This is a genomic window from Klebsiella sp. SYXHC3 (genome assembly GCF_057196925.1).
The window spans coordinates 956,960-981,443 of record NZ_JBXUNG010000001.1; the positions used below are offsets into that span (position 1 = coordinate 956,960).

24 protein-coding genes and 1 pseudogene are annotated in these 24,484 nt (G+C 54.2%); 13 read left to right on the forward strand and 12 right to left on the reverse strand.

What is annotated here, in order from left to right; all coding sequences use genetic code 11:
- Nucleotides 1-197: 197 nt before the first annotated feature.
- The 3 genes from nhaB to AC2CGP_RS04695 all read left to right on the forward strand — a co-directional run bounded on the left by nhaB (nucleotide 198) and on the right by AC2CGP_RS04695 (nucleotide 2,875).
- On the forward strand, nucleotides 198-1,748 hold the full coding sequence (nhaB, locus tag AC2CGP_RS04685; protein WP_015366063.1) for a sodium/proton antiporter NhaB: 1,551 nt from the start codon (nucleotides 198-200) through the stop codon (nucleotides 1,746-1,748).
- A 132-nt stretch (nucleotides 1,749-1,880) separates the two neighbouring features.
- Complete coding sequence (dsbB, locus tag AC2CGP_RS04690) at nucleotides 1,881-2,411, forward strand: disulfide bond formation protein DsbB (protein ID WP_015705844.1); 531 nt, start codon at nucleotides 1,881-1,883, stop codon at nucleotides 2,409-2,411.
- Nucleotides 2,412-2,530: 119 nt separating this feature from the next.
- The gene (locus AC2CGP_RS04695; protein WP_042893437.1) at nucleotides 2,531-2,875 is read left to right on the forward strand and encodes a TehB family protein; all 345 of its coding nucleotides are present in this window, start codon (nucleotides 2,531-2,533) and stop codon (nucleotides 2,873-2,875) included.
- A gap of 831 nt (nucleotides 2,876-3,706) precedes the next feature.
- Here the strand turns inward: AC2CGP_RS04695 and AC2CGP_RS04700 are convergent.
- Complete coding sequence (locus AC2CGP_RS04700) at nucleotides 3,707-4,735, reverse strand: acyltransferase (RefSeq protein WP_049033686.1); 1,029 nt, start codon at nucleotides 4,733-4,735, stop codon at nucleotides 3,707-3,709.
- Between the two features lie 193 nt (nucleotides 4,736-4,928).
- Nucleotides 4,929-5,087 (reverse strand): hypothetical protein, encoded by a 159-nt coding sequence (locus AC2CGP_RS04705; protein WP_155959238.1) that lies wholly within the window; start codon nucleotides 5,085-5,087, stop codon nucleotides 4,929-4,931.
- A gap of 48 nt (nucleotides 5,088-5,135) precedes the next feature.
- On the opposite strand from AC2CGP_RS04705, the pseudogene AC2CGP_RS04710 reads away from it, so the two are divergent.
- Nucleotides 5,136-5,526 (forward strand): annotated as a pseudogene (locus AC2CGP_RS04710) (site-specific integrase); the annotation flags it as partial.
- Nucleotides 5,527-5,552: 26 nt separating this feature from the next.
- Here AC2CGP_RS04710 and AC2CGP_RS04715 read toward each other — a convergent pair.
- The 3 genes from AC2CGP_RS04715 to AC2CGP_RS04725 form a co-directional block, all read right to left on the reverse strand.
- Nucleotides 5,553-5,999 carry a YcgN family cysteine cluster protein gene (locus AC2CGP_RS04715; RefSeq protein WP_042893431.1) on the reverse strand — a complete coding sequence of 149 codons (447 nt, stop codon included), beginning with the start codon at nucleotides 5,997-5,999 and terminating at the stop codon, nucleotides 5,553-5,555.
- 93 nt (nucleotides 6,000-6,092) lie between these two features.
- Complete coding sequence (locus AC2CGP_RS04720; RefSeq protein WP_032705943.1) at nucleotides 6,093-6,752, reverse strand: fumarylacetoacetate hydrolase family protein; 660 nt, start codon at nucleotides 6,750-6,752, stop codon at nucleotides 6,093-6,095.
- A gap of 17 nt (nucleotides 6,753-6,769) precedes the next feature.
- Nucleotides 6,770-7,051: a YcgL domain-containing protein gene (locus AC2CGP_RS04725; RefSeq protein WP_026612271.1), complete on the reverse strand. Its 282-nt coding sequence runs from the start codon at nucleotides 7,049-7,051 to the stop codon at nucleotides 6,770-6,772.
- 126 nt (nucleotides 7,052-7,177) lie between these two features.
- Here AC2CGP_RS04725 and minC point away from each other — a divergent pair, with 126 nt between their 5' ends.
- Genes minC through minE form a run of 3 tightly spaced genes read left to right on the forward strand, consistent with a single transcriptional unit; the run spans nucleotide 7,178 to nucleotide 8,988 of the window.
- The gene (minC, locus tag AC2CGP_RS04730; RefSeq protein WP_015366055.1) at nucleotides 7,178-7,879 is read left to right on the forward strand and encodes a septum site-determining protein MinC; all 702 of its coding nucleotides are present in this window, start codon (nucleotides 7,178-7,180) and stop codon (nucleotides 7,877-7,879) included.
- Nucleotides 7,880-7,902: 23 nt separating this feature from the next.
- Nucleotides 7,903-8,715: a septum site-determining protein MinD gene (gene minD / locus AC2CGP_RS04735; RefSeq protein ID WP_015366054.1), complete on the forward strand. Its 813-nt coding sequence runs from the start codon at nucleotides 7,903-7,905 to the stop codon at nucleotides 8,713-8,715.
- A 3-nt stretch (nucleotides 8,716-8,718) separates the two neighbouring features.
- The gene (gene minE, locus AC2CGP_RS04740) at nucleotides 8,719-8,988 is read left to right on the forward strand and encodes a cell division topological specificity factor MinE (protein ID WP_015366053.1); all 270 of its coding nucleotides are present in this window, start codon (nucleotides 8,719-8,721) and stop codon (nucleotides 8,986-8,988) included.
- A 96-nt stretch (nucleotides 8,989-9,084) separates the two neighbouring features.
- On the opposite strand, the gene rnd is transcribed toward minE, so the two are convergent.
- The 5 genes from rnd to yoaA form a co-directional block, all read right to left on the reverse strand.
- Nucleotides 9,085-10,200 carry a ribonuclease D gene (gene rnd / locus AC2CGP_RS04745; protein ID WP_162182289.1) on the reverse strand — a complete coding sequence of 372 codons (1,116 nt, stop codon included), beginning with the start codon at nucleotides 10,198-10,200 and terminating at the stop codon, nucleotides 9,085-9,087.
- A gap of 81 nt (nucleotides 10,201-10,281) precedes the next feature.
- Nucleotides 10,282-11,967 carry a long-chain-fatty-acid--CoA ligase FadD gene (gene fadD, locus AC2CGP_RS04750; protein ID WP_015705923.1) on the reverse strand — a complete coding sequence of 562 codons (1,686 nt, stop codon included), beginning with the start codon at nucleotides 11,965-11,967 and terminating at the stop codon, nucleotides 10,282-10,284.
- A gap of 208 nt (nucleotides 11,968-12,175) precedes the next feature.
- Nucleotides 12,176-12,757, reverse strand: coding sequence for a Slp family lipoprotein (locus tag AC2CGP_RS04755; RefSeq protein WP_032714806.1), 582 nt, complete (start codon nucleotides 12,755-12,757; stop codon nucleotides 12,176-12,178).
- 38 nt (nucleotides 12,758-12,795) lie between these two features.
- Nucleotides 12,796-13,491, reverse strand: a complete 696-nt coding sequence (gene tsaB / locus AC2CGP_RS04760) for a tRNA (adenosine(37)-N6)-threonylcarbamoyltransferase complex dimerization subunit type 1 TsaB (protein WP_015705925.1) — start codon at nucleotides 13,489-13,491, stop codon at nucleotides 12,796-12,798.
- Nucleotides 13,492-13,637: 146 nt separating this feature from the next.
- Complete coding sequence (yoaA, locus tag AC2CGP_RS04765; protein ID WP_142962137.1) at nucleotides 13,638-15,548, reverse strand: DNA repair helicase YoaA; 1,911 nt, start codon at nucleotides 15,546-15,548, stop codon at nucleotides 13,638-13,640.
- Nucleotides 15,549-15,679: 131 nt separating this feature from the next.
- Here yoaA and AC2CGP_RS04770 point away from each other — a divergent pair, with 131 nt between their 5' ends.
- Nucleotides 15,680-16,024, forward strand: coding sequence for a RidA family protein (locus AC2CGP_RS04770; protein ID WP_015366047.1), 345 nt, complete (start codon nucleotides 15,680-15,682; stop codon nucleotides 16,022-16,024).
- Here AC2CGP_RS04770 and AC2CGP_RS04775 read toward each other — a convergent pair whose 3' ends face one another.
- Nucleotides 16,025-16,210 (reverse strand): YoaH family protein, encoded by a 186-nt coding sequence (locus tag AC2CGP_RS04775; RefSeq protein WP_015366046.1) that lies wholly within the window; start codon nucleotides 16,208-16,210, stop codon nucleotides 16,025-16,027.
- Between the two features lie 85 nt (nucleotides 16,211-16,295).
- Here AC2CGP_RS04775 and pabB point away from each other — a divergent pair, with 85 nt between their 5' ends.
- The 4 genes from pabB to AC2CGP_RS04795 all read left to right on the forward strand — a co-directional run bounded on the left by pabB (nucleotide 16,296) and on the right by AC2CGP_RS04795 (nucleotide 21,487).
- Nucleotides 16,296-17,651 (forward strand): aminodeoxychorismate synthase component 1, encoded by a 1,356-nt coding sequence (gene pabB / locus AC2CGP_RS04780; protein WP_059304755.1) that lies wholly within the window; start codon nucleotides 16,296-16,298, stop codon nucleotides 17,649-17,651.
- 3 nt (nucleotides 17,652-17,654) lie between these two features.
- Nucleotides 17,655-18,233, forward strand: coding sequence for a CoA pyrophosphatase (locus AC2CGP_RS04785; protein ID WP_015705928.1), 579 nt, complete (start codon nucleotides 17,655-17,657; stop codon nucleotides 18,231-18,233).
- 163 nt (nucleotides 18,234-18,396) lie between these two features.
- A complete protein-coding gene (sdaA, locus tag AC2CGP_RS04790) occupies nucleotides 18,397-19,761 on the forward strand; it encodes an L-serine ammonia-lyase (RefSeq protein WP_015705929.1) in 1,365 nt (454 codons plus the stop codon).
- Between the two features lie 130 nt (nucleotides 19,762-19,891).
- Nucleotides 19,892-21,487, forward strand: a complete 1,596-nt coding sequence (locus AC2CGP_RS04795; RefSeq protein WP_015366042.1) for an EAL domain-containing protein — start codon at nucleotides 19,892-19,894, stop codon at nucleotides 21,485-21,487.
- A 16-nt stretch (nucleotides 21,488-21,503) separates the two neighbouring features.
- On the opposite strand, the gene yoaE is transcribed toward AC2CGP_RS04795, so the two are convergent.
- Nucleotides 21,504-23,063 carry a CNNM family cation transport protein YoaE gene (gene yoaE, locus AC2CGP_RS04800; RefSeq protein ID WP_045411486.1) on the reverse strand — a complete coding sequence of 520 codons (1,560 nt, stop codon included), beginning with the start codon at nucleotides 23,061-23,063 and terminating at the stop codon, nucleotides 21,504-21,506.
- Between the two features lie 445 nt (nucleotides 23,064-23,508).
- Here yoaE and manX point away from each other — a divergent pair, with 445 nt between their 5' ends.
- Nucleotides 23,509-24,474, forward strand: a complete 966-nt coding sequence (gene manX, locus AC2CGP_RS04805) for a PTS mannose transporter subunit IIAB (protein WP_015366040.1) — start codon at nucleotides 23,509-23,511, stop codon at nucleotides 24,472-24,474.
- Nucleotides 24,475-24,484 lie beyond the last annotated feature (10 nt).

Below are 24,484 nucleotides of genomic sequence, written 5' to 3' on the forward strand. Positions count from 1 at the left end.
ATCATACCAGAGCAGTCATACGCCAGATAGCATCTGAAAGTAATTAAAAGGGGATCGCCGTTTCATTTTCAGCTTTTGATTAACGCCTTCCATTACCTGTCATGCGCCGCGAAGAAAGTTGCTTCCCTTTTTACTCAACTGGTAATCTTGCAATAGTTACGCATAAAATCATGTTGTTTGACGGAAGGACCTCTGTCGTGGAAATGTCTTATGGCCGCGCCCTGTGGCGCAATTTTCTTGGCCAGTCGCCAGACTGGTACAAGCTTCTCCTGATTATCTTCCTGGTGGTTAACCCGCTGGCGTTTTATCTGCAACCATTTGTTGCCGGTTGGCTGTTAGTGGTGGAGTTTATCTTCACCCTGGCGATGGCGCTCAAATGCTACCCGCTACTGCCTGGCGGCCTGCTGGCGATAGAAGCGGTGCTGATCGGTATGACCAGCCCCGAACATATCCGCGAAGAGATAGCCAATAATCTCGAAGTCCTGCTGTTGCTGATGTTTATGGTGGCCGGGATCTATTTCATGAAGCAGCTATTGCTGTTTATTTTTACCCGTCTGTTGCTGGGGATCCGCAGCAAGATGCTGCTGTCGCTGGCCTTCTGCCTTGCGGCCGCTTTTCTCTCCGCCTTCCTCGACGCGCTCACCGTTGTGGCGGTGGTCATTAGCGTGGCAGTAGGCTTTTACGGCATTTATCATCGCGTCGCCTCCGCGCGGCCTGATGATAACGACATGCTTGATGACAGCCACATCGATCAGCATTACCGCGACGTGCTCGAACAGTTCCGCAGCTTTTTACGCAGCCTGATGATGCACGCCGGCGTCGGTACCGCCCTCGGCGGCGTGATGACCATGGTCGGCGAACCGCAGAACCTGATTATCGCCAAAGCCGCCGGCTGGCACTTCGGTGAGTTCTTTATCCGGATGTCGCCAGTAACCCTGCCGGTTATCCTGTGCGGTCTGATGACCTGCCTGCTGCTGGAAAAATTTCGTCTGTTCGGCTACGGCGAGCCGCTGCCAATACCGGTGCGCAAGGTATTGCAGGATTTCGACGACCGTAGCCGCCAGAGCCGCAGCCGCCAGGATCGGATGCGCCTTATCGCCCAGGGTATCATCGGCGTATGGCTGATTGCTGCCCTCGCCCTGCATCTGGCGGAAGTTGGCCTGATTGGCCTCTCCGTTATCGTGCTGGCAACCACCTTTTCCGGCGTGACCGACGAGCACGCCATCGGTAAAGCCTTTACCGAAGCGCTGCCGTTTACCGCCCTGCTGACGGTGTTTTTCGCCATCGTAGCGGTGATTATCGATCAGCATCTGTTTGCCCCAGTGATTGAGTTCGTCCTGCAGGCTTCGCCGCACGCTCAGCTATCGCTGTTCTATCTGTTTAACGGCCTGCTGTCGTCCATCTCCGATAACGTCTTTGTCGGTACGGTCTATATCAACGAAGCAAAAGCGGCGCTGGAGCATGGCGTTATCAGCCTGCAGCAGTTTGAAATGCTGGCGGTCGCCATTAATACCGGCACTAACCTGCCCTCCGTCGCCACCCCCAATGGCCAGGCCGCGTTTCTGTTCCTGTTGACCTCGGCGCTGGCGCCGCTGATCCGTCTCTCTTATGGCAGAATGGTGTGGATGGCGCTGCCTTATACCATCGTGTTAACGCTGGTCGGCCTGCTGTGCGTCGAAACCCTGTTGATGCCGGCCACCCAGTGGATGCTCAGCCACGGCTGGTTGACCACCCCAATACTGCCGTAATTGCGCAGCCCGTTACCCGGGTTCACCTCGGGTAACGAATATTCATTTACGTAATATTTTCCGACTAGCGGATGGCGTCGCGGTAGTTTTCGTTTACACTGCCATGATTTAGCATGTTCCAGGGAAATGATTATGTTGCAATACTTAAACCAGTGCTCACGGGGACGCGGCGCCTGGCTCTTGATGGCGTTAACCGCTTTTATACTTGAATTAGTGGCGCTGTGGTTCCAGCACGTGATGCTGCTGCAGCCCTGCGTGTTGTGTATTTATGAACGCTGCGCCCTGTTTGGCATTATGGGCGCCGGACTGGTGGGCGCTATCGCGCCGAAAACCCCGTTGCGCTACGTCGCGCTGCTGATCTGGCTGTACAGCGCCCTGCGCGGTCTGCAGTTAGCCTGGGAGCACACCATGATTCAGCTGCACCCTTCTCCGTTCCAGACCTGCGATTTCGCCGCGCGTTTCCCGACGTGGCTGCCGCTGGATAAATGGCTGCCGCAGGTATTCGTCGCCACCGGCGACTGTTCCGTGCGCCAGTGGGAATTCCTGACGCTGGAGATGCCGCAGTGGCTGGTAGGCATCTTTGCCGCTTATCTGGTCATCGGTCTGCTGGTGCTGATCGCTCAGCCATTTAAGGCTAAAAAACGCGATCTGTTCGGCCGTTAAGTTATCCTGCCAGATAGAAAACGCTCCTTCGGGGGCGTTTTTTATGCCTGTAAGTTGACGACGCCCCTTTAAAGATGCATATTAAATACATCTTATATGCATCCACTGAGGAGCTCACCATGTCTCACCTGCGTATCCCGGCTAACTGGAAAGTTAAACGCTCCACTCCGTTCTTCACTAAGGAAAATGTTCCGGCGGCGCTGCTCACCCATCACAATACTGCCGCTAACGTTTTCGGTCAGCTGTGCGTCATGGAAGGAACGGTAACTTACTACGGTTTTCATGACGAGCAGGCTACCGAGCCGGAGATGAAAGTCGTCATTAACGCCGGGCAGTTCGCCACCAGCCCACCGCAGTATTGGCACCGTATCGAGCTCAGCGATGATGCCCAGTTCAATATTAACTTCTGGGTTGAGGATGAAAGCCACGGCGAAGACGGCCTGTTCCACGCAAAGAAAAGCTAATCCCCTGATGCGCAAGCGGTTGATCATCGACGTCCGGATGTTTAAAGTCGTTACCCGAAAGGCTCGTCTTGTTTGAGTCTGAAATGGGATAAGTCACCATGAGCATAGTCTGGTATATGACGCTAATCTGCATTGTCGTAGCGTATTTAATGATGAGTTTCCTGCCCATCTGATCGCCGCAAGCAGTCACCGCGCCGGGGTGACCTGGCAACTCGTCAACGCCCTCTCAGCCCGGCCACCGCGCCGGGTCTATTTTTTTCTACATCTGCTTTACAAATATTCCTAAAGTTCCCCGCCCCCGCGCCGATGATGAAATGCCAAACACACCTGGTGATGATGACTTAAATGTGGGGTTTCCGATGAGTAGAAACGGCTGGCGTTCGCTTAGTGTTGTTATTTTTCCATGCGCTTTCTTGTGGGCGGGGATTATCTGGCTGGCATTGAGAATGATGGGATATTAATGCGAACAAAGAACCGGGCCGCGCAGGCAGGGAATGCCCGGTTCTAATATTTTGATGAGTTTACTGCGCCCAGTCTGGTTTGTTTAAAATAACCGGCCATGTGGTTGAAAAGTGGGGTAAAGTGAGTCGGAACTGGGCACAAACCAAAGCATTAGCGCAAGACGAATCATTACCCTAACCGGTTTTGAGTTGTTTTGCGCTAATTTTTTGCCCCATGCATGCCCCACCGCCAAATCCCCATCCGTTCTTTCCTCCATGATGATTTTGATGTGTACGGCGAGACACCGCCACCATACGAAATGAGTTAGGCATGTCAGTACATGCATTCGCTAATGCCATACAGGCATGCCTAAGGATAGAAGTGCGGAAACTAGCTTATGAAATATTTTAAATACTTTACCCTCATCACTATCCATGTAAACGTTAGGGATAGAATAAATGATAACGAAAAGTAGACTAACACTTTTTCAATATCACTTAAAACGAACCCTTTTGAGTTAACAACCCATTTAATTGCGTACATAAATGCATAGTGTGATAAGTAGACACCAAATGAGCATGCGCTAATTATGCTAAGGAATCGGCTATTTAAATTTTCAAATATATTTTTGCTTAATACAAATAAACCCACGCCAGAAATAAAGATAAATAGAGATCCGGTGTACCAGTGTAGCACATCATTAACTTTATGAGTCGCGATGTCGGTTGCCACGAGAATAAGTAAAGGTATGATTGTAATCATTAAGCATGGAATAACCCCATTGAATTTTACGTCATCTAATATGCCGCGTTCTAAAACCAAATATCCAACCATAAAATATGATATATATGAACCGGTGAAATCCCCTCCCATCCAAAACAATGCCCCCCATTCCCCGCCATAAAAACTGCCAGTAACTTTTATCTGGTTAAGCAGAACGCAAATTAGTATAAATATCAATATTTCCTTATTGGTCAATGATTTCAAGAGCCTGCCAAGGAAAGGAGCTATTAAGTACAATTGCGTTATGGAGTACATAAACCATAGTTGAGCCGCAGCGCCAAAATGACCAGGATAAATACCATTATAATTAATAAATGCTGAAGATACGGAGTCAATGAATCCAGATCCAGATGCATAAGTATTTACAGTATTAGTTATGACGGACCATAAGAAAATCAGAATAATAAACTGCGGTATTCTCTTTCTATAAAATGAAAGAATACTGGACTTTGCAGCCCTTGGAAGAACAAGGCCGCCTGAAATCATAAAGAATATAGGAACACCCAATCTATCAATGCTATAAAAAATGCTTCTTAATAGCTCACTGTGGATGCCGGCCTGCTCGTGTGAATGAGTAAAAACAACAAGGGCAATAGCAATAGCTCTAGACGCATCAAGCCAAAAAATCCTTTCCACGGATTAACTCTCTTATTAATATAAATACCACACCCCTTAATATCACAAATAGCATCATTATTTCCATTGAAAAATAACGACTTTGTAATCCAGATCAAATTTATTATGCTAATTCCCTCTGGGCATGACAGATGAAATTGATTTGTATACAAATTAAACCAATCACACCCGGATTTATAGTAACTATGTTGCATCACTCGCCTGAATAATCTATTTCTTCTGCACTCATTGATTCCAAAATTAGTGCATCCCGCTGCTCTTCCGTTACTTCTATTGCATCATCTGGGAGAGCGTAATTTGCGAAATCCATATCATAAAATCCCTTGGTGCTCTCGCTGTAATATATCGCCATTTTAATCCCCCTCACATTCCCATCTGATTAATGCTTTTGTTGAATTAGTTATGCGTCCTGTCTTGGGAGGATATCGACACAATGAACTGGACCATCACAGTATCCCGAAATATCGCTATCAAGGGGCATTTCACGCCACCAAAGACTGAAGAGAGTGGTATGCACCTGGTTCGTTCGGATCAACATGGAACAGCATTCTTACCCGGGCAGGGTTAAGACATCGCAGAGCTTACGAATCCAGGCACACATTTGCGTGTTGGGCATTAAGTGCAGGGGTGAACCCAAACTTCATTGCAACACAGATGGGTCACACTTCGGCGCAGATGTTTACAGCATTTACGGGAAATGGATGGCGGACAACAACGCTAATCAAATGGCAATTATGAATGCGAATTTCGGAGGTGATGCCCCGCTCATGCCCCAGGCATCAAATCAGTAATCAAAAACCCTTTCTAATTCAATGCTTCACTGAGCCCAATCCGGTTTATTTAAAATATGGTCCTGCCAGTCGACGACGGTGGACTCTTTAACCGCAATATGGCGCACGGAAATACGTTCGCCGTGCATCGCCACTTTTGAGCCGGTCACCAGCGGGTGCCAGTGCGGCAGCGCTTTACCTTCCGCCAGCAGGCGATAGGCGCAGGTGTGCGGCAGCCATTCGAAGGTCGGCAGATTATCACGCGTGAGTTTAATGCAGTCCGGTTCGTACTCGAAGCGACGCTCGTAGTTACGGCACTGGCAGGTTTTAATGTTGAGCTGACGGCAGGCGACGTTGGTAAAGTAAATCTCGTCGGTATCTTCATCCATCAGCTTATGCAGGCAGCACTGTCCGCAGCCGTCGCACAGTGATTCCCACTCCGCGTCGGTCATTTCATCCAGTGTTTTTTGTTGCCAGAAAGGTTGTTCGCTCATTGGGATGTCCGTCATTACAATTCAGGGTGCACCTTATAACCAGTCTGGCACGCCGATGCAAGTTTTGCCGCCCCAAAAGGCGGCAAGCGGACGTTACAGCACGCGGGTGGATAACGTCAAACCATTGAAGCCGACTTCCAGCTCATCGCCGCTGGCGAGCGGCCCGACCCCCTCCGGGGTCCCGGTCAGAATGATATCGCCCGCTTTCAGTGTAAAGAAGCGCGACATATAGGCAATGAGCGGTACGATCTTATGAATCATATCCGCAGTCGTCCCCTGCTGGCGAACTTCACCATTAATCTTCAGGCTTAGCGGCATATTTTGCGGATCGCCGTTGAACTCGGCGGCAGGAATAAAACCGGAGATTGGACAGGCGTTATCGAACCCCTTGGCTTTCTCCCATGGTTGCCCGGCCTTTTTCATCTTGCCCTGAATATCACGCAGGGTGAGATCCAGCGCTACGCCATAACCGGCAATCGCCTTGCGTACGTGGTCTTCGCTGGCCTGACGCAGAGTACTGCCAATCAGCACCGCCAGTTCAACCTCATGGTGCACCGAGCCCAATCCTTCAGGAAGTACCAACGGCTGGCGGATATCGCATAGCGCCGTTTCAGGTTTAATAAACAGCACCGGCTCTTCCGGCATCGCGCTGCCCATCTCCTTAATATGTTTTGCGTAATTACTGCCAACGCAAACCACTTTGCTCACTGGATAATCCAGTAACTCACCCTGCCAGTTATGATGTTGGTACATTATTTTCCCTCAATGGGTTAATCGGATTTATTCCCCTGTTCCGCGAGGTGTTTCTTAAGTAGATTCTCAGGAGGGGGAGGAAGTTGGAGGTAATAGCCCTGATCGACGAGCGCTTGTTTTACTTTTTCGAGGTCAGCGTTAGCCAGCGTCTTGCGCCCGTCGAGCGGCAGCAGCATGGTCATCTGCGGGGTGCCGAAGCTTGCCATCAGTTCCGGCGGGACGCGCGAGAAATCGTCCTTTTTTTCGACATATAAATAGGTTTGTTCACGTTTAGTACTTCGATAGATCACACAAAACATAGTTTTACTCGGAATTAGACCCGTGGTCACTTGCCTCAATATATGAGTGACTATAACATGCCTTTTAGTCTTCGGAATATCACCGCACTTCGGCGGATGATAAACAGCAAATTGAGTAAGGCCAGGATGTCAAATACGCCAATCGAACTTAAGGGCAGTAGCTTCACCTTATCTGTCGTTCATTTGCACGATGCAAATCCCGAGGTTATTCGTCAGGCGTTAGAAGACAAAATCGCCCAGGCTCCCGCTTTTTTACGTCATGCACCGGTCGTGGTCAACATCAGCAGTATTGAAGAGAGCGTCGACTGGCGCCCGATGCATGAAGCTATCGTCGCCACCGGTTTACGCATCATGGGGGTGAGCGGTTGTAAAATTTCCCGCCTGAAAACGGAAATCGACCGCGCCGGGATCCCGCTACTGACGGAAGGAAAAGAGAAAATCGTTCGTCAGGCGCCGCCGCCGGAACCCGTTGAACCGCCACCAGTTGCTACGCCGATCACAAAAACGCGTTTGATTGATCTGCCGGTACGTTCCGGTCAGCGCATTTATGCGCCACACTGTGATCTAATTGTTACAAACCATGTGAGTGCCGGAGCGGAACTTATCGCTGATGGTAACATCCATGTGTATGGCATGATGCGGGGACGTGCGCTGGCTGGCGCAAGCGGCGACAGAGATGCCCAAATATTTTGTACTAACCTCTCGGCGGAACTGGTGTCCATCGCAGGGGAATATTGGCTGAGCGATAACATCCCAGCTGAATTTTATGGCAAAGCGGCGCGCCTGCGTTTAGGCGACGGCGCTTTGACAATTCAACCGTTCAATTAATCCCTTTTTAACAAGGAATTTCTATGGCACGCATTATTGTTGTGACTTCGGGTAAAGGGGGCGTTGGTAAGACCACCTCCAGCGCGGCCATCGCTACTGGTTTGGCCCAGAAGGGAAAGAAAACTGTCGTTATCGACTTCGATATCGGCCTGCGTAACCTCGACCTGATTATGGGATGCGAGCGTCGGGTGGTTTATGATTTCGTCAACGTTATCCAGGGCGATGCCACTCTCAATCAGGCGCTAATCAAAGATAAGCGTACTGAAAATCTCTATATCCTTCCGGCTTCTCAGACCCGTGATAAAGACGCGCTGACCCGCGAAGGCGTAGATAAAGTTCTGGAAGAACTGAAAAAGATGGACTTCGATTTTATTGTCTGTGACTCCCCGGCAGGCATCGAAACTGGCGCGCTAATGGCGCTGTACTTCGCTGACGAAGCCATCATCACCACTAACCCGGAAGTCTCCTCCGTACGCGACTCCGACCGTATCCTTGGCATTCTGGCCTCCAAATCCCGTCGCGCGGAAAATGGCGACGAGCCGATTAAAGAGCACCTGCTGCTGACGCGCTACAACCCAGGCCGCGTGAACAAAGGCGACATGCTGAGCATGGAAGACGTGCTGGAAATTCTGCGCATCAACCTGGTGGGCGTGATTCCGGAAGATCAGTCTGTACTGCGCGCATCGAACCAGGGCGAGCCGGTGATTCTGGATACCGTTTCAGATGCGGGTAAAGCCTATGCGGATACTGTGGATCGTCTGCTCGGAGAAGAACGTCCTTTCCGCTTCATCGAAGAAGAGAAGAAAGGTTTCCTCAAACGCCTGTTCGGAGGATAAATTATGGCATTACTCGACTTTTTTCTCTCGCGAAAAAAGAACACGGCTAACATTGCGAAAGAACGCCTGCAAATCATCGTCGCGGAGCGCCGCCGCGGCGACGCGGAACCGCATTACCTGCCGCAGCTGCGCAAAGATATCCTGGAGGTCATCTGTAAATACGTGCAGATAGACCCAGAGATGGTCAGCGTACAGCTGGAACAGCGCGATGGTGATATTTCGATTCTCGAGCTGAACGTGACCCTGCCAGAAGCTGAAGAGTCGAAACCCTGACCCTGTTGTCGCATTAACGGCATCTCGCCGTAGTATTAAAAAAACCGGTCACGCAACGCGCGGCCGGTTTTTTTATGGCCTGAAGGGCGCTCAGGATTAGCGCGGGTAGTTGTTAAGCAGCGCGTTCAGACGCTCGGCCATCAATTCACCGCGCCAGCCGGAAACCAGCTCCGGCTCGCCGTTTTTGGTTTTCAGCTGCCAGTGCCAGTTCAGCAGTTGGTTGATCTGGCGGCGAGACGCCAGTAGTTCGGCGCTCACGCCCTTCTCGGCGCTCACTTCCTGTACCAGCGCTTTAATATCTTTAAAGGCTTTGCGGTATCCCGGCATATCGATCAGGTTTTGCAATGGCTCAGGCAGCGCCGATTCCGGCAAGGCCTGCGCTTTCTCAACCAGGCTAATCAACGTTTTGCCGTGGAAGCGAATTTCGCTACCGGATAAACCCAGACTATCAAGCTCACCGAGGCTGGTCGGCATATAGCGCGCCACGCTCCACAGATGCTCTTCGCGTACCACAAAGTTCACCGCCAGGTTACGCTCGCGCGCTTTGCGCAGACGCCACTCCGCCAGCAACTGCAGGCAGCCCAGCTGACGTGTACGCAGTTGCCAGGCATTGCCGATTTCCCGCCACGCCTCCGCCGGGTCAAGGACTTCCTGACGGCGCTGCTGCATCAGGTGACACTCGTTCAACGCTGCCGGCAGCCAGCCCGCATGGTCGGTTTCCGCCATTAATTTGCTGGCGATCGGCAACAGATACCAGACATCGGCGGCCGCGTATTCGCACTGACGCTCGGTCAGCGGGCGGGCCAGCCAATCGGTGCGTGATTCGCTTTTGTCCAGCGCGACGCCGGAATACTCTTCCACCATCGAAGCAAATCCCCACGACATCGGACGCCCGCAGAAAGCGGCCAGAATCTGGGTGTCGATCAGCGGCTGCGGCATCAGATTGAATGCGTTGAGGAAGACTTCTAAATCTTCGCTGCCCGCATGCAGATATTTGGTGACATTTTGGTTAAGCAGCAGCTCGCGCATCGGCGCCCAGTCGTTGATGGTCAACGGATCGATCAGAGAAACCTGTTTGCCGTCGAACAGCTGCAGCAAACCAAGCTGCGGATAGTAGGTGCGGGTGCGAACAAACTCGGTATCCAGCGCAACCGCGGGTGCCGAACTTGCCGCTTCACAGATAGCGCGCAGGCCATCGTCGGTGGTGATCATCTGATAGTTCAAATCATACTCTCTTAACTTGCGCCCATAAAAAACGCCGGCTTAGCCGGCGCAGGGCGACTCACTCGTTGCTTAGCCTTTATTGTCTACTTTAGCACGGGCTTCGTCACGCAGTTCTCGTCGTAAAATTTTGCCGACGTTGGATTTCGGCAGTTCATCACGAAACTCCACCAGCTTCGGCACTTTGTAGCCGGTCAAATGGCGACGACAGAAAGTAATCAGCGCTTCTTCGGTTAACGCGGCATCTTTCTTCACCACAAAGATCTTTACCGCTTCACCGCTGCTGCCGGAGGGTACGCCGACGGCGGCCACTTCCTGTACGCCGGAGTGCTGCATCACAACATCTTCGATTTCATTCGGATAGACGTTAAAACCGGAAACCAGAATCATATCTTTTTTACGATCGACGATCCGCAGGAAGCCTTCATCATCCATCACCGCGATATCGCCGGTATGCAGCCAGCCATCTTTAATGATTTCATCGGTGGCATCCGGACGCTGCCAGTAGCCCAGCATCACCTGCGGCCCTTTGATGCAAAGCTCGCCCGGCTCACCCGGCGCGACTTCATTATCGTCATCATCGACCAGCTTGGCTTCGGTCGATGGCACCGGCAAGCCGATGCTGCCGCTGTGGTAGTCGATATCATGCGGGTTCACGCTCACCAGCGGCGAGCACTCCGTCAGGCCGTAGCCCTCCAGCAGATACTGACCCGTCAGTTTCACCCAGCGCTCCGCTACCACCTGCTGCACCGGCATGCCGCCGCCGGCGGAAAGATGCAGCGAAGAGAAATCAAGCTGCTGGAATTCTTTATTGTTCAATAGCGCGTTAAACAAGGTATTCACCCCGGTCATCGCGGTGAAAGGATATTTTGCCAGCTCTTTTACCAGACCCGGAATATCGCGCGGATTGGTAATCAGCAGGTTCTGCCCGCCAAGTTCGATAAACAGCAGGCAGTTCATGGTCAAAGCGAAGATGTGATAGAGCGGCAGCGCGGTCACCACCAGCTCTTTACCGCGGTGCAGTAGCGGACCGTAGGTCGCATTCACCTGTTCAAGGTTAGCCAGCATATTGCGGTGGGTCAGCATCGCCCCTTTCGCCACGCCGGTGGTACCGCCGGTGTACTGCAGGAAGGCCAGATCGTCCGCGACGATTTCCGGCTTCACGTACTGCATACGGTAGCCATGCTGCAGGGCGCTACGAAATGAGATGGCGTCCGGTAGATGATATTTCGGCACCAGCCGCTTAATGTACTTCACCACAAAGTTAACCAGCGTCCCTTTGGCGGTGGAGAGCTGGTCGCCCATCCGCGTCAGGATGACGTGTTTTACCTGGGTTTTATCAACGACTTTCTCCAGGGTATGTGCGAAGTTGGAAACGATCACAATCGCCGCCGCGCCGCTGTCATTGAGCTGGTGCTCCAGTTCGCGCGGGGTATACAGCGGGTTAACGTTGACGGCAATCATTCCGGCACGCAGGATCCCAAACAGCGCCACCGGGTATTGCAGCAGGTTAGGCATCATCAGCGCGACGCGATCGCCCTTCTGTAGCCCTAAACCTTGCTGGAGATAAGCGGCGAAAGCGCGGCTGCGCTCTTCCAGCTTGCGGTAGGTCATCACCTCGCCCATGTTGATAAATGCCGGCTGATCGGCATAACGGGTGGTGGCGTGTTCAAACAATTCAACCAGGGATTGATAGCGGTCAGGATTTATCTCCGCCGGAACATCGGCGGGATAACGGTTTAGCCAAACCTTTTTCACTGCTTCACCTCTGAAATAGTTATTCGTCGTCATCACAGCCCCTGATCAACAAACATTTTGTTAACATTATATTAACTCAGCGTACCAGTTTATTAATTAGGCGTTTTTCAGGTTGCGAAGCGCGTCACTATTTATTTTTCTTATGAGACTTAAAAACACGAAACAGCGGGCTAGCCGCTGTTTCTATTCCGTTATAAAAACAACAAAATCATTCCGTTACGACATTTCTGACCTCGGCAGGGCCAGGGTTATACCAACCCCAACCGCCGTATCCGTAGCCCCAGGGGCGAGGGCCGAGCATCCACGGATCGATGGGCTGCGGCGGCATCACCACCTGCTGCACCACATTCCAGCGTTTATAGCCGGTGGCGTTCATCAACATGAATTTATACGGCGTTGCGCCAACTTTACCGTCGACAACGCCGCTAATCGGCCCAACCACGGTGACCAACTGGCCACGGAAATCGACCGGGTCGAGGAAACCGCTCACGTCGGCGAGGATACGGCCGCGCGAAGGTTCACCCAGTTCCGGTCGTGCGCCGCTATCCAGCGGTACGGTGGCAATCTCTAAGCGGGTTTTCCCCTGCTGGTTCTGCACGTTGACAACCTTACCGCCAAAACGTGCTTCCTGGCCGATATACAGCTGCGGCGCGTTCATCACCCGCACTAAATCCTGCTGCGGCGTAGGGCTGGTGCCTTTAATAGCATCCGGCACCGATACGCAGCCGCTTAGCGCAACGACAACCGCCGCAGCTAACAGCCAACGAACGCCCTGTTTTTGACCCGCCATAATGCGACTCCTTCTCTCAGTCTTCTCTCTACTGAGATTCACTCGCGGCCAGGAAGTTTCTTCCACGCCACTTCGTTTCGCAAATAAACGGGTTCCGCATGCTCAACGGCCACGGTTTTTCCCGCCGCCAGCAGCTGAATGGCCAGCGGCAGCATATCTTCTGCCGCCGGCAGTTCGACCTCGCCGCTGCTCAAGGTCAGCCCGCTCTCTTTCGCCAGATCCGGCCACGCCTGCCAGCCGGTGCCGACGGTAGCCCATTCGCCGGAAAGCCGCGCCAGGCGGTCGGCAACCGCAGCCGGTTTGAGGACCGCTTCTGTTTCTTCACCGTGCCAGACGCCATCTTCGTCGCGCTGATACTCGGCCCAGTAGACCTCGCCCATACGCGCGTCAATGGCCGCCAGCACACGAGTAGCGCCGGTTTTGCGCCACGCGCCCTGGGCCATCGTCGCCAGCGTAGAGACGCCGATCATTGGCAACTCAGCGCCCAGCGCCAGTCCTTGCGCAATACCGATACCAATACGTACGCCGGTAAAGCTGCCCGGTCCGCGGCCAAAGGCCAGCGCGTCAAGTTCATTCAGCGTAGTGCCGCTTTCAGTGAGGACCTCCTGCACCAGAGGCAGGATACGTTGGGTGTGTTCGCGAGGACAAATTTCAAAATGGGCGCTCTGGGCGCCATCATTCCACAGCGCCGCGGAGCACGCCTCCGTGGCGGTATCGATAGCCAAAATTCGCATGGGTGGTCACGCTCTCGTTACATATTCAAGGTATTGCAGGCGGTATATTTCTCGGCTGACGGACTCACCGCCGCCGCACCGCCCGAAATCCATTGGGGATAGCTGATTTACAAAATGGCGCGCAGCTTACCACATTTTGCGACGGATTACCTTGCCGGCGGTACAGCGAGAAAGCGCACTGCCCGGCGGATATCGCGGGTACGCGGCGCGGGTGGCAGGCTGGCCAGGAACACGGCGCCGTAAGGGCGCATCACCAGCCGGTTGTCACAGATAACCAGAACGCCGCGATCGTCAATATCGCGGATCAGGCGCCCCACGCCCTGTTTGAGGGTAATGACGGCATCCGGCAACTGCACTTCATCGAACGGGTCGCCACCGCGCAGTCGACAGTCTTCCATTCGCGCTTTGAGCAGCGGATCGTCCGGTGAGGTAAAGGGCAGCTTATCGATAATCACCAGCGACAGCGCGTCGCCGCGTACGTCGACCCCTTCCCAGAAGCTACTGGTCGCCACTAATAGCGCATTGCCGGCACTAACAAACTGCTGCAGCAGTTGACCTTTACTGGTCTCCCCTTGCAGCAGTACCGGCAGCGTCATGGTAGCGCGGAACTGCTCCGCCAGGTCGCGCATCATGGCGTGCGAGGTACATAGCATAAAGCAGCGGCCGTCGTTAGCTTCGATCAGCGGTTTCAGCATTGCCGCCAGATGGCGCGCCGCGCCGGGCTGGTTCGGCAGCGGTAAATTGCGCGGAACGCAGAGCAGCGCCTGATGTTGATAATCAAACGGGCTTGGCAGCAACAGCGTCTGCGCGTCATCGATGCCGAGGCGGGCGGTAAAGTGGTGGAGATCGTCATTCACCGACAGCGTCGCCGAGGTAAAGATCCAGCTTCCTGACTTTTGCGCCATCACCTCTTTAAACTTCTCCGCGACGGTCAACGGCGTCAGGGCGAGGGTAAAATGCCGCGAGGTGCATTCATACCAGTAGCTATAGCCCGGGTGATTGATCTCTTTAAGCCGCTTCAGGCGGCCACGGTAGAGCGTCGCACGCTCAAAGGCGGCGTCGAGCAGCGCCGAGCGGCCAAGCGAGAGTTTGGCGACGTCATAACACAGTTCAAGCGCGTCATCGAGCAGCAGCAGCGCGCGCTGAATGTGGCTATCCGCCAGCAGTTCGCGCAGATTGCCGCGATAGCCCGGATCGCCCAACTGCAGACGGAAATCCTGCGCGCTTTGCGCCAGACGATCGGCGCATTTTTGCAGCTGTTGGGTATCTTTTAGTTCAGTACGATAGGCAATGGTGATGTCTTTGGCCAAATCCAGTAGCTGGCGGCTGGAGAGCGACTGGCCAAAATACTGGCTGGCGATATCCGGCAGCTGATGGGCTTCATCGAATATCATCACTTCCGCTTCGGGGATCAGTTCGGCAAAGCCGCTCTCTTTCACCACCATATCGGCAAGGAACAGGTGATGGTTGACCACCACCACATCAGCATCCATCGCCTTCTTACGCGCTTTCACCACAAAGCAATCTTTATATAACGGGCAGTCGCTGCCGAGACAGTTATCGTTAGTGCTGGTCACCAGCGGCCAGGCCTGAGAATCTTCGGCGACGCTGGCGCAGGTGCTGATATCGCCATCCTGCGTCTGATTAGACCAGGAGCGCAGAAGAATTACGTCACTTAACGTTTGTACCGGCAGATCGCCGCCCGCCAGCGCCTGCTGTTCAAGGCGTTCAAGGCACAGGTAGTTTGAGCGCCCCTTTAACAGCGCCAGTTTGCCGGTGAATTTAAGTGCTTTAGCGACGGTCGGCAGGTCGCGGCTGTAGAGCTGATCCTGCAGCGCTTTCGAACCCGTGGAGATGATCACCTTTTTCTTCGCGCGCAGCGCGGGCGCCAGATAGGCGTAGGTTTTACCGGTGCCGGTCCCTGCTTCCACCACCAGCGGCCGGGAGGCGTCAATGGCTTCACTCACCGCTATCGCCATCTGGCGCTGCGGTTCGCGCGGCTTAAATCCCGGTATCGCCATGGCCAGCTGGCCGTCTGCTGCAAAATCGTCGATCACGTTGCCCCCTGGTTATTTGGACAGTGATTATGTCAGGGAGGACGGCGTTTCGCCAGCCCGGGTAGTGACGCGGGCGGAACATTGTGGCAGTCTTGCCGCAGCCAAATGGATAGAACAAAGAGGAAAGATAAATGACAATTACGCGTATTGATGCCGAAGCCCGCTGGTCTGATGTGGTAATTCACAACCAGACCATCTACTACACTGGGGTGCCGGAAAATCTCGACGCCGACGCGTTTGAGCAGACTGCCAACACCCTGGCGCAAATTGACGCGGTGCTGGAAAAACAGGGCAGCAATAAGTCACGTATTCTTGATGCCACCATTTTCCTCGCCAATAAAGATGATTTTGCGGCGATGAATAAAGCCTGGGACGCCTGGGTAGTCGCCGGTCACGCGCCGGTGCGCTGCACCGTACAGGCGACCCTGATGAAGCCGCAGTATAAAGTTGAGATTAAAATCATCGCCGCGGCGTAATTACTCGTCTTCGTCGTCATCTTCGAAGCGCGCTACGATCCGGTCGCCGGTGTGCGTGGCGCGCAGTTCATCGGCCACCAGGGCGATTGCCTGGCCGCTGCTCATTCCCTGCGCCATCAATTCCTGAATACGTTCGACCGCTTTTTGCTGTTGCTCATGGCTCAGCGAAGGTAAACCTGCAAACATCACTCACTCCTGCTACATTGTGGGGCGTAATTATTTCACGCCGTCCGCCATTTCGCCAGTGGGCGGCACATTAGGATCGAGGTTAATGTTGTCCCCCGCTATTATTACCCTGCCCTGGCGCCCGGATGCCGCCGAACGCTATTTCGCGCCGTTAAGCGCCGCGCCGTGGGCGATGCTGCTGCACTCCGGCTTCGCCGACCATCCGTATAGCCGTTTCGATATTATCGTTGCCGAACCGCGCGCGACGCTGGTTACCCGCGGCGAGCAAACCTGGGTCAACGACGGTGAAGGCGAATTTGTCTCGCAGGACGATCCGCTGCAGCTGCTGCAACAGCAGTTGAATCGCTGTCAGTTAACGCCGCAGGCCGATGATAACCTGCCGTTTCTCGGCGGCGCGCTGGGGCTATTCGGCTACGATCTTGGCCGCCGCTTTGAACGTCTTCCGACGCAAGCGCAGGCTGATATTGCCCTGCCGGAGATGGCGATAGGCATTTATGACTGGGCGCTGATCGTCGATCATCAACGCCAGCAGGTGTCGCTGCTGAGCTATGACGATCCGCAACGGCGCCTGCAGTGGCTGGAATCGCAAACGCGCCAGCCGGCTGAAGCTTTCTCCCTGACCTCCTGCTGGCAATCGAATATGAGCCGTCAGCAGTACGGCGAAAAATTCCGCCAGGTACAGGCGTACCTGCGCAGCGGCGACTGTTATCAGGTCAACCTGGCGCAGCGTTTTCAGGCCCGCTACCGCGGCGATGAATGGCAGGCATTTCGTAAGCTTAATGCCGCCAACCGCGCGCCGTTCAGCGCCTTCATTCGCCTGCCGGAAGGGGCGATTTTAAGCCTGTCTCCGGAGCGTTTTATTCAACTGCATCAGGGTGACATCCAGACGCGCCCCATTAAAGGCACGCTGCCGCGACTCGATTCCCCGCAGGAAGACGCTCGCCAGGCGGCAACGCTTGCCCACTCGCCGAAAGACCGCGCCGAAAATTTAATGATTGTCGATCTGATGCGCAATGATATCGGCCGCGTCGCCGTGCCGGGCAGCGTTCGCGTACCGGAACTGTTTGTGGTCGAACCGTTCCCGGCGGTGCATCACCTGGTGAGCACCATCACCGCACGATTGCCTGCTACGCTTGATGCCAGCGATCTGCTGCGCGCGGCCTTCCCTGGCGGTTCCATTACCGGAGCGCCAAAAGTTCGCGCCATGGAGATTATCGATGAACTTGAACCGCAGCGACGCAACGCATGGTGCGGCAGCATTGGTTATCTCAGCCTGTGCGGCAATATGGATACCAGCATTACTATTCGTACGATCACCGCCTGGCAGGGCCAACTGTACTGCTCCGCGGGCGGCGGTATCGTGGCGGACAGCGAAGAAGCCGCGGAATATCAGGAAACTTTTGATAAAGTTAACCGTATCCTGCATCAACTGGAGAGCTAGAACATGGCGGCTAACGCCCTCGATCTGGACGACTTTCTATCCCGTTTTCAACTGCTGCGCCCGCAGCCCTCGCCGCAGTCGCTGAACCAGCGCCAGGCGGCGGTACTGGTGCCGATTGTCCGTCGGCCGCAGCCGGGACTGTTGCTGACCCAGCGTTCGCCGCTGCTGCGCAAGCACGCGGGCCAGGTCGCCTTCCCCGGCGGCGCAGTAGATAACACCGACGCTACATTGATTGCCGCCGCGCTGCGCGAGGCGCAGGAAGAAGTGGCGATCCCGCCGGAAGCCGTTGAAGTGATCGGCGTGCTGCCGCCTGTCGACAGCGTCACCGGCTTTCAGGTGACGCCGGTTGTTGGCATAATCCCCCCGGACCTGCACTATCATGCCAGTCAGGACGAGGTGTCTGCGGTGTTTGAAATGCCGCTGGAAGAGGCGTTGCGCCTGGGTCGTTACCACCCGCTGGACATCCATCGGCGCGGTAATTCACATCGCGTCTGGCTATCGTGGTACCAACATTATTTTGTCTGGGGAATGACCGCCGGCATTATTCGCGAGCTGGCGCTGCAAATCGGCACTCGCCCTTAGCTATAATAAGTAATGAGAAGCCGCTCTCACTATTAGTAAAACCAAGGTTATCCATTAGTTTAATTCATGTGAATAGTTAAGCTGACAACCCGGTTCCCTCTTACACTATGCGCAGTTATTACATCGTTACCGCAACCGCGGTAACCCTGTCAGGAGTGTTATCGTGATTAGTATATTCGACATGTTCAAGGTGGGGATTGGTCCCTCATCTTCCCATACTGTAGGGCCGATGAAGGCCGGTAAACAGTTCGTCGATGACCTGGTCGAAAAGGGATTGCTTAATGAAGTGACGCGCGTCGCCGTTGACGTCTATGGGTCGCTTTCATTAACCGGCAAAGGCCACCACACGGACATCGCCATTATCATGGGACTGGCGGGCAATCTGCCTGCGACGGTCGATATTGACGCGATCCCGGCATTTATCCGCGACGTAGAAACCCGCGGCCGTCTGCTGCTGGCAAACGGGCAACACGAAGTCGACTTCCCGGCGGATGACGGCATGCGTTTTCGTAGCGACAACCTGCCGCTGCACGAAAACGGCATGACTATCCATGCGTGGGCCGGCGAGAAAGAAATCTACAGCAAGACTTACTATTCAATCGGCGGCGGTTTTATCGTCGACGAAGAGCATTTCGGCAAAGAAGACGCGAGCGAACTGCAGGTTCCGTATCCGTTTAAATCGGCACAGGAAATGCTGGGCTACTGCAAAGAAACCGGTCTGTCGCTCTCCGGCATGGTGATGCAAAACGAACTGGCGCTGCACAGCAAGCAAGAGATCGAGGCCTATTTTGAAAACGTCTGGCAAACCATGCGCGCCTGTATCGATCGCGGCATGAACACCGAAGGTGTGCTGCCGGGGCCGCTGCGCGTGCCGCGTCGCGCTTCGGCGCTGCGTCGTCTGCTGGTCGCCAGCGATAAGCTGTCTAACGACCCGATGAATGTTGTCGACTGGGTGAACATGTTCGCGCTGGCGGTCAACGAAGAGAACGCCGCCGGCGGCCGCGTTGTTACCGCGCCGACCAACGGCGCCTGTGGTATCGTTCCGGCAGTGCTCGCCTACTACGATCACTTTATCGAGTCCGTCAGCCCGGATATCTATATTCGCTACTTTATGGCGTCCGGCGCGATTGGCGCGCTGTACAAGATGAACGCGTCCATTTCCGGCGCGGAAGTCGGCTGTCAGGGCGAAGTCGGCGTCGCCTGTTCAATGGCAGCGGCGGGCCTGGCTGAACTGCTTGGCGCCAGCCCGGAGCAGGTTTGCGTGGCGGCGGAAATCGGCATGGAACATAACCTCGGCCTGACCTGCGACCCGGTCGCCGGCCAGGTTCAGGTGCCGTGCATCGAGCGAAACGCTATCGCCTCCGTGAAGGCGATTAACGCCGCGCGTATGGCGATGCGCCGCACCAGCGAACCGCGCGTCTCTCTCGATAAAGTTATCGAGACCATGTACGAAACGGGTAAAGACATGAACGCCAAATATCGCGAAACCTCTCGCGGCGGCCTGGCGATCAAAGTCCAGTGTGACTAAAACACGTCTGTGAAATGCGCCCTTTCCGGGCGCATTTTTCTTTTTCTCCCACCAACTTATCTTACCCACTACACTTGCTTTAAGCCGGCTGTTACTCTTATTCCTCTATTTAGCCGACAGGGCGCCTCGCATGCAAAATGCACAGAAGGTCATTTCGACATACCGCCGCAAGCGCATTCTGGTGTGCCTGGCCGTTGCATTTCTGACGCTTGCCGTCACCCTGACAATCCGATTTATTTCACAGCGTAGCCAAAATCAACAGCGCATCCAGACGGTGACCCGCAATATGGTGATCGCGATGGACAATATCCTGCAGCCGCTGGCGGCAAAACACGCTACCCTGCTGAGTATGGTGGGCAAACCCTGTCAGGATGTGCATCTTGAGCTGCGTAAAACCGCGGCCACACTGCAGACCGTACGCTCAATCATCCTTGTTCAATCCGGGATGGCCTACTGCTCCAGCATTTTTGGCCCGCGCCATGTGGCCATTCATCAGCTGCAGCCAACGTTGCCGGCAGTCAACCCGCTGTTGGCCTTTTCAACCGATAACTCGCTGCTCAAAGGCACACCGGTACTGATTCAGTGGTATCCCTCCTCCGTAAGCGGTGCCGACGGCGCGTTGTTAATTATCAATATTGAGCTGCTTGGCGAATTGATTCTCAAAGAAAAATCATCGTTGATAAGCGACATCAGCCTCACGGTAGGCAACAAGAGTTTTCTCAGCGATGTTGGCGTTGTTGCAAGCGATCGGTTGCCGGGTCTGCCGATAATTTACCGGCAAAGTTCCAGCCAGTTTCCCTTTACCATCAACATCAGCGGACCGGGAGCCTCCGCGGTAGCCTTAGAAGAGCTGCCCGCCGAATTACCGCTGGCGCTGATGTTCAGCCTGTTGATGACCGGTATCGCCTGGTTGACGACCGCAGGACGAATGACTTTCTCGCGCGAAATAACCCTGGGTATCGCCGCCCACGAGTTCGAGGTATGGTGCCAGCCGCTGCAGGATTTACGTACTCAGGAGTGTTGTGGCGTGGAAATTTTGCTGCGCTGGAACAATCCGCGCCGCGGAAATATCTCGCCGGATGTTTTTATCCCGATTGCTGAAGGCTACAACCTGATAGTCCCCCTGACCCGCTACGTCATCGCTGAAACCGCCCGCCGGCTGCATTATTTCCCGCAGGATGCCAATTTTCATATTGGTATTAACGTGGCGGCGCGTCATTTCAGCAACGGCGAGCTGCTGCGCGATCTGCACACCTATTGGTTCAGCGCTAATCCGGTACAGCAGCTGGTGGTCGAGCTGACCGAACGCGATGTCCTGCGTGAAGGCGATCATCACATGGCGGAGCACCTGCATTTTAAAGGCGTCCAGCTGGCCATTGATGACTTTGGCACCGGTAACAGTTCGCTATCCTGGCTGGAAAAACTTCGCCCGGATGTACTGAAAATTGATAAATCTTATACCGGCGCCATTGGCATTGATGGGGTCAACGCGACGGTAACCGATATGATTATCGCCCTGGCGCACCGACTCAAAATCGTCACCATTGCCGAAGGCGTCGAAACTCAGGAACAGAAGATTTACATGCGTAGCCACGGCGTGGATTTACTACAGGGATATTATTATGCCCGCCCGTTGCCGGTGGAGGATTTTCCGCGCTGGCTGGCGGAAGAGAAGCACCGTCTGGCGGCGACTGGGGGTAAAAAACAACCCGCCGGGCAAGTTTAGTCCGGCGGGTTCGGCATTACTCTTCTTCGTCGTTATCGTGGACGGTTTTAATGACCCGTACCAGATCGACGCGATAATCATTGGCTTCAACGATGGTGAACTGCAGCGGCGGCAGTTCGACAACATCGCCTATCCGCGGGATATGACCGTTCGCGGAGATAACCAGCCCGGCAACGGTCGCGATATCATCGTCTTCGTTGACCAGGTCGTCCAGCCCCAGCGCCTGCTGCAGCGCATGAAGGTCGGTTGACCCTTTGATTAACCACCCCTCGCCATCCAGTACAATTTCCGGCGTTTCATCCGCATCCGGGAACTCACCGGCAATCGCTTCCAGGACATCCAGCGGCGTCACCAGCCCCTGCACCACGCCAAATTCGTTGGTGACGATGACAAAGCTACCGCGCGCCCGGCGAAGCACGCCCAGCAGGTTGATCGGGTCCAGCGTTTCCGGCACCACAATCGCCGGAGAAGCGGAAGCCATTGCGGCAACGTTCTCGCCCGCTTCCAGCGCCACCAGCATCTCTTTGGCGCGTACAATACCAATGATTTCATCAAGTTCGCCGCGGCAAACCGGGAACATGCTGTGCGGGGAAGAAAGCAGCTGGCGACGAATTTCGTCTTCGCTCTGCTCAGCATCCACCCAGCTAATTTCGCCTCGAGGAGTCATGATACTGCGCAATGAGCGCTGCGCCAGGGTCAGCACGCCGTTAATCATATAGCGTTCTTCTTCAGCAAACGCCCCGTCCGGCACCGGCACTGCCGCCGGGCTATCGCTATCGTGCGCCACGGTCGCCTGTTTGCGACCGCCCATCAAGCGCAGAATCGCATCAGCGGTACGCGCACGCAGCGGCAACGTCGACTGGTGGCGGATAAAGTTACGCCGCGCCACCTGGTTAAAGAATTCAATGGTAATCGAGAAGCCAATCGCCGCGTACAGGTAACCCTTCGGAATATGGAAGCCAAAGCCTTCTGCCACCAGACTCAGACCAATCATCAGCAGGAAGCTCAGACACAGCACGACAACCGTCGGATGTTGGTTCACGAAGCGGGTTAACGGCTTCGAGGCCAGCAGCATCAGGATCATCGCAATAACGACCGCAGCCATCATCACCGGTAAATGGTTTACCATGCCGACGGCGGTAATCACCGCATCAAGCGAGAAGACGGCATCCAGCACCACAATTTGTAGCACGACGACCCAGAAGCTGGCATAGCCTTTGCCGTGACCGGCATCATGCTGGCGGTTTTCCAGTCGTTCATGAAGCTCTGTCGTCGCCTTGAATAGCAGGAAGATACCGCCGACCAGCATGATCAGATCGCGCCCGGAGAACGAAAAATCGCCTATGCTTATCAAAGGCTTGGTCAACGTGACCATCCACGAGATAACCGAGAGCAGTCCCAGGCGCATAATCAGCGCCAGCGACAGGCCGATGATACGTGCCTTATCACGCTGTTTTGGCGGCAGTTTATCGGCAAGGATGGCGATAAAGACCAGGTTATCGATACCCAGGACAATTTCGAGGACTACCAGCGTCAGCAGGCCAGCCCAGATGGTGGGATCCATTAAGAATTCCATGAGCGGCTCCCGTTAACGACAGCGGTAGTCATCGCGATGTCATGCACCGGCGAAACAATGGTTGCTGGTAAAAAAGCGTGTGTGGTTGAGGCGGCAGACGAGTGCCTGAGGGTGAAAAGACGTCGATGACGGTCCATACGGCGGGCTATGCCCTATACTCCTGAGTAATTAAACGGAAGATAAACATAGCAAAATATAGCGCAGAATTGGCAAAAATTTACCTGTCTTTGCAATAGCTAAGGCTATTTTTTGCGCTGCGAAATTATTGATTATTGAAGCGTAATTTACGGAGCTCCATCACATTAATTATTTTTTCACTATCTAAAATAATTCCCGGTAGTAATTAATTTAGATCTTACACCCTTACTGAATCGATTTTTCCACAAGAGTGATTCAGGATGTATCAGACCAGATGATGCATTCACCATAATAACGGAGGTAGCAAGTGACGATTGCTATTGTAATAGGCACACATGGTTGGGCTGCAGAACAACTGCTGAAAACCGCAGAAATGCTGTTGGGCGAGCAGGAAAACGTTGGCTGGATCGATTTCGTTCCTGGCGAAAATGCCGAAACGCTGATCGAAAAGTACAATGCACAGCTGGCAAAACTGGATACCACAAAAGGCGTGCTGTTCCTCGTTGATACGTGGGGCGGTAGTCCATTTAACGCGGCAAGCCGCATTGTTGTTGATAAAGAAAACTATGAAGTGATCGCTGGCGTCAACGTCCCGATGCTGGTTGAAACCTTCATGGCCCGCGATGACGATCCGTCGTTTGATGAGCTGGTGGCGCTGGCGGTGGAAACCGGTAGCGAAGGCGTGAAAGCGCTGAAAGCCAAACCGGTTGAAAAAGCGGCGCCGGTTCAGGCTGCCGCGCCGAAAGCGGCAACGCCCGCTAAACCGATGGGTCCAAATGATTACATGGTGATTGGCCTGGCGCGTATCGATGACCGTCTTATCCACGGCCAGGTTGCGACCCGCTGGACCAAAGAGACCAACGTCACCCGCATTATCGTGGTCAGCGATGAAGTTGCCGCCGACACGGTGCGCAAGACGCTGCTGACCCAGGTGGCTCCTCCGGGCGTGACCGCTCACGTTGTTGATGTCGCGAAGATGATTCGCGTCTATAACAACCCGAAATACGCCGGCGAGCGCGTCATGCTGCTGTTCACTAACCCAACAGACGTTGAACGTATTGTTGAAGGCGGCGTGAAAATTACCAGCGTCAACATCGGCGGTATGGCTTTCCGCCAGGGTAAAACGCAGGTCAATAACGCGATTTCGGTCGATGCGACAGATATCGAAGCATTCAAGAAGTTGAATGCCCGCGGTATTGAACTGGAAGCGCGTAAAGTTTCCACCGACCAGAAACTGAAAATGATGGATTTGATCGCCAAGGTGGGTAATTAACCCGGCGCTC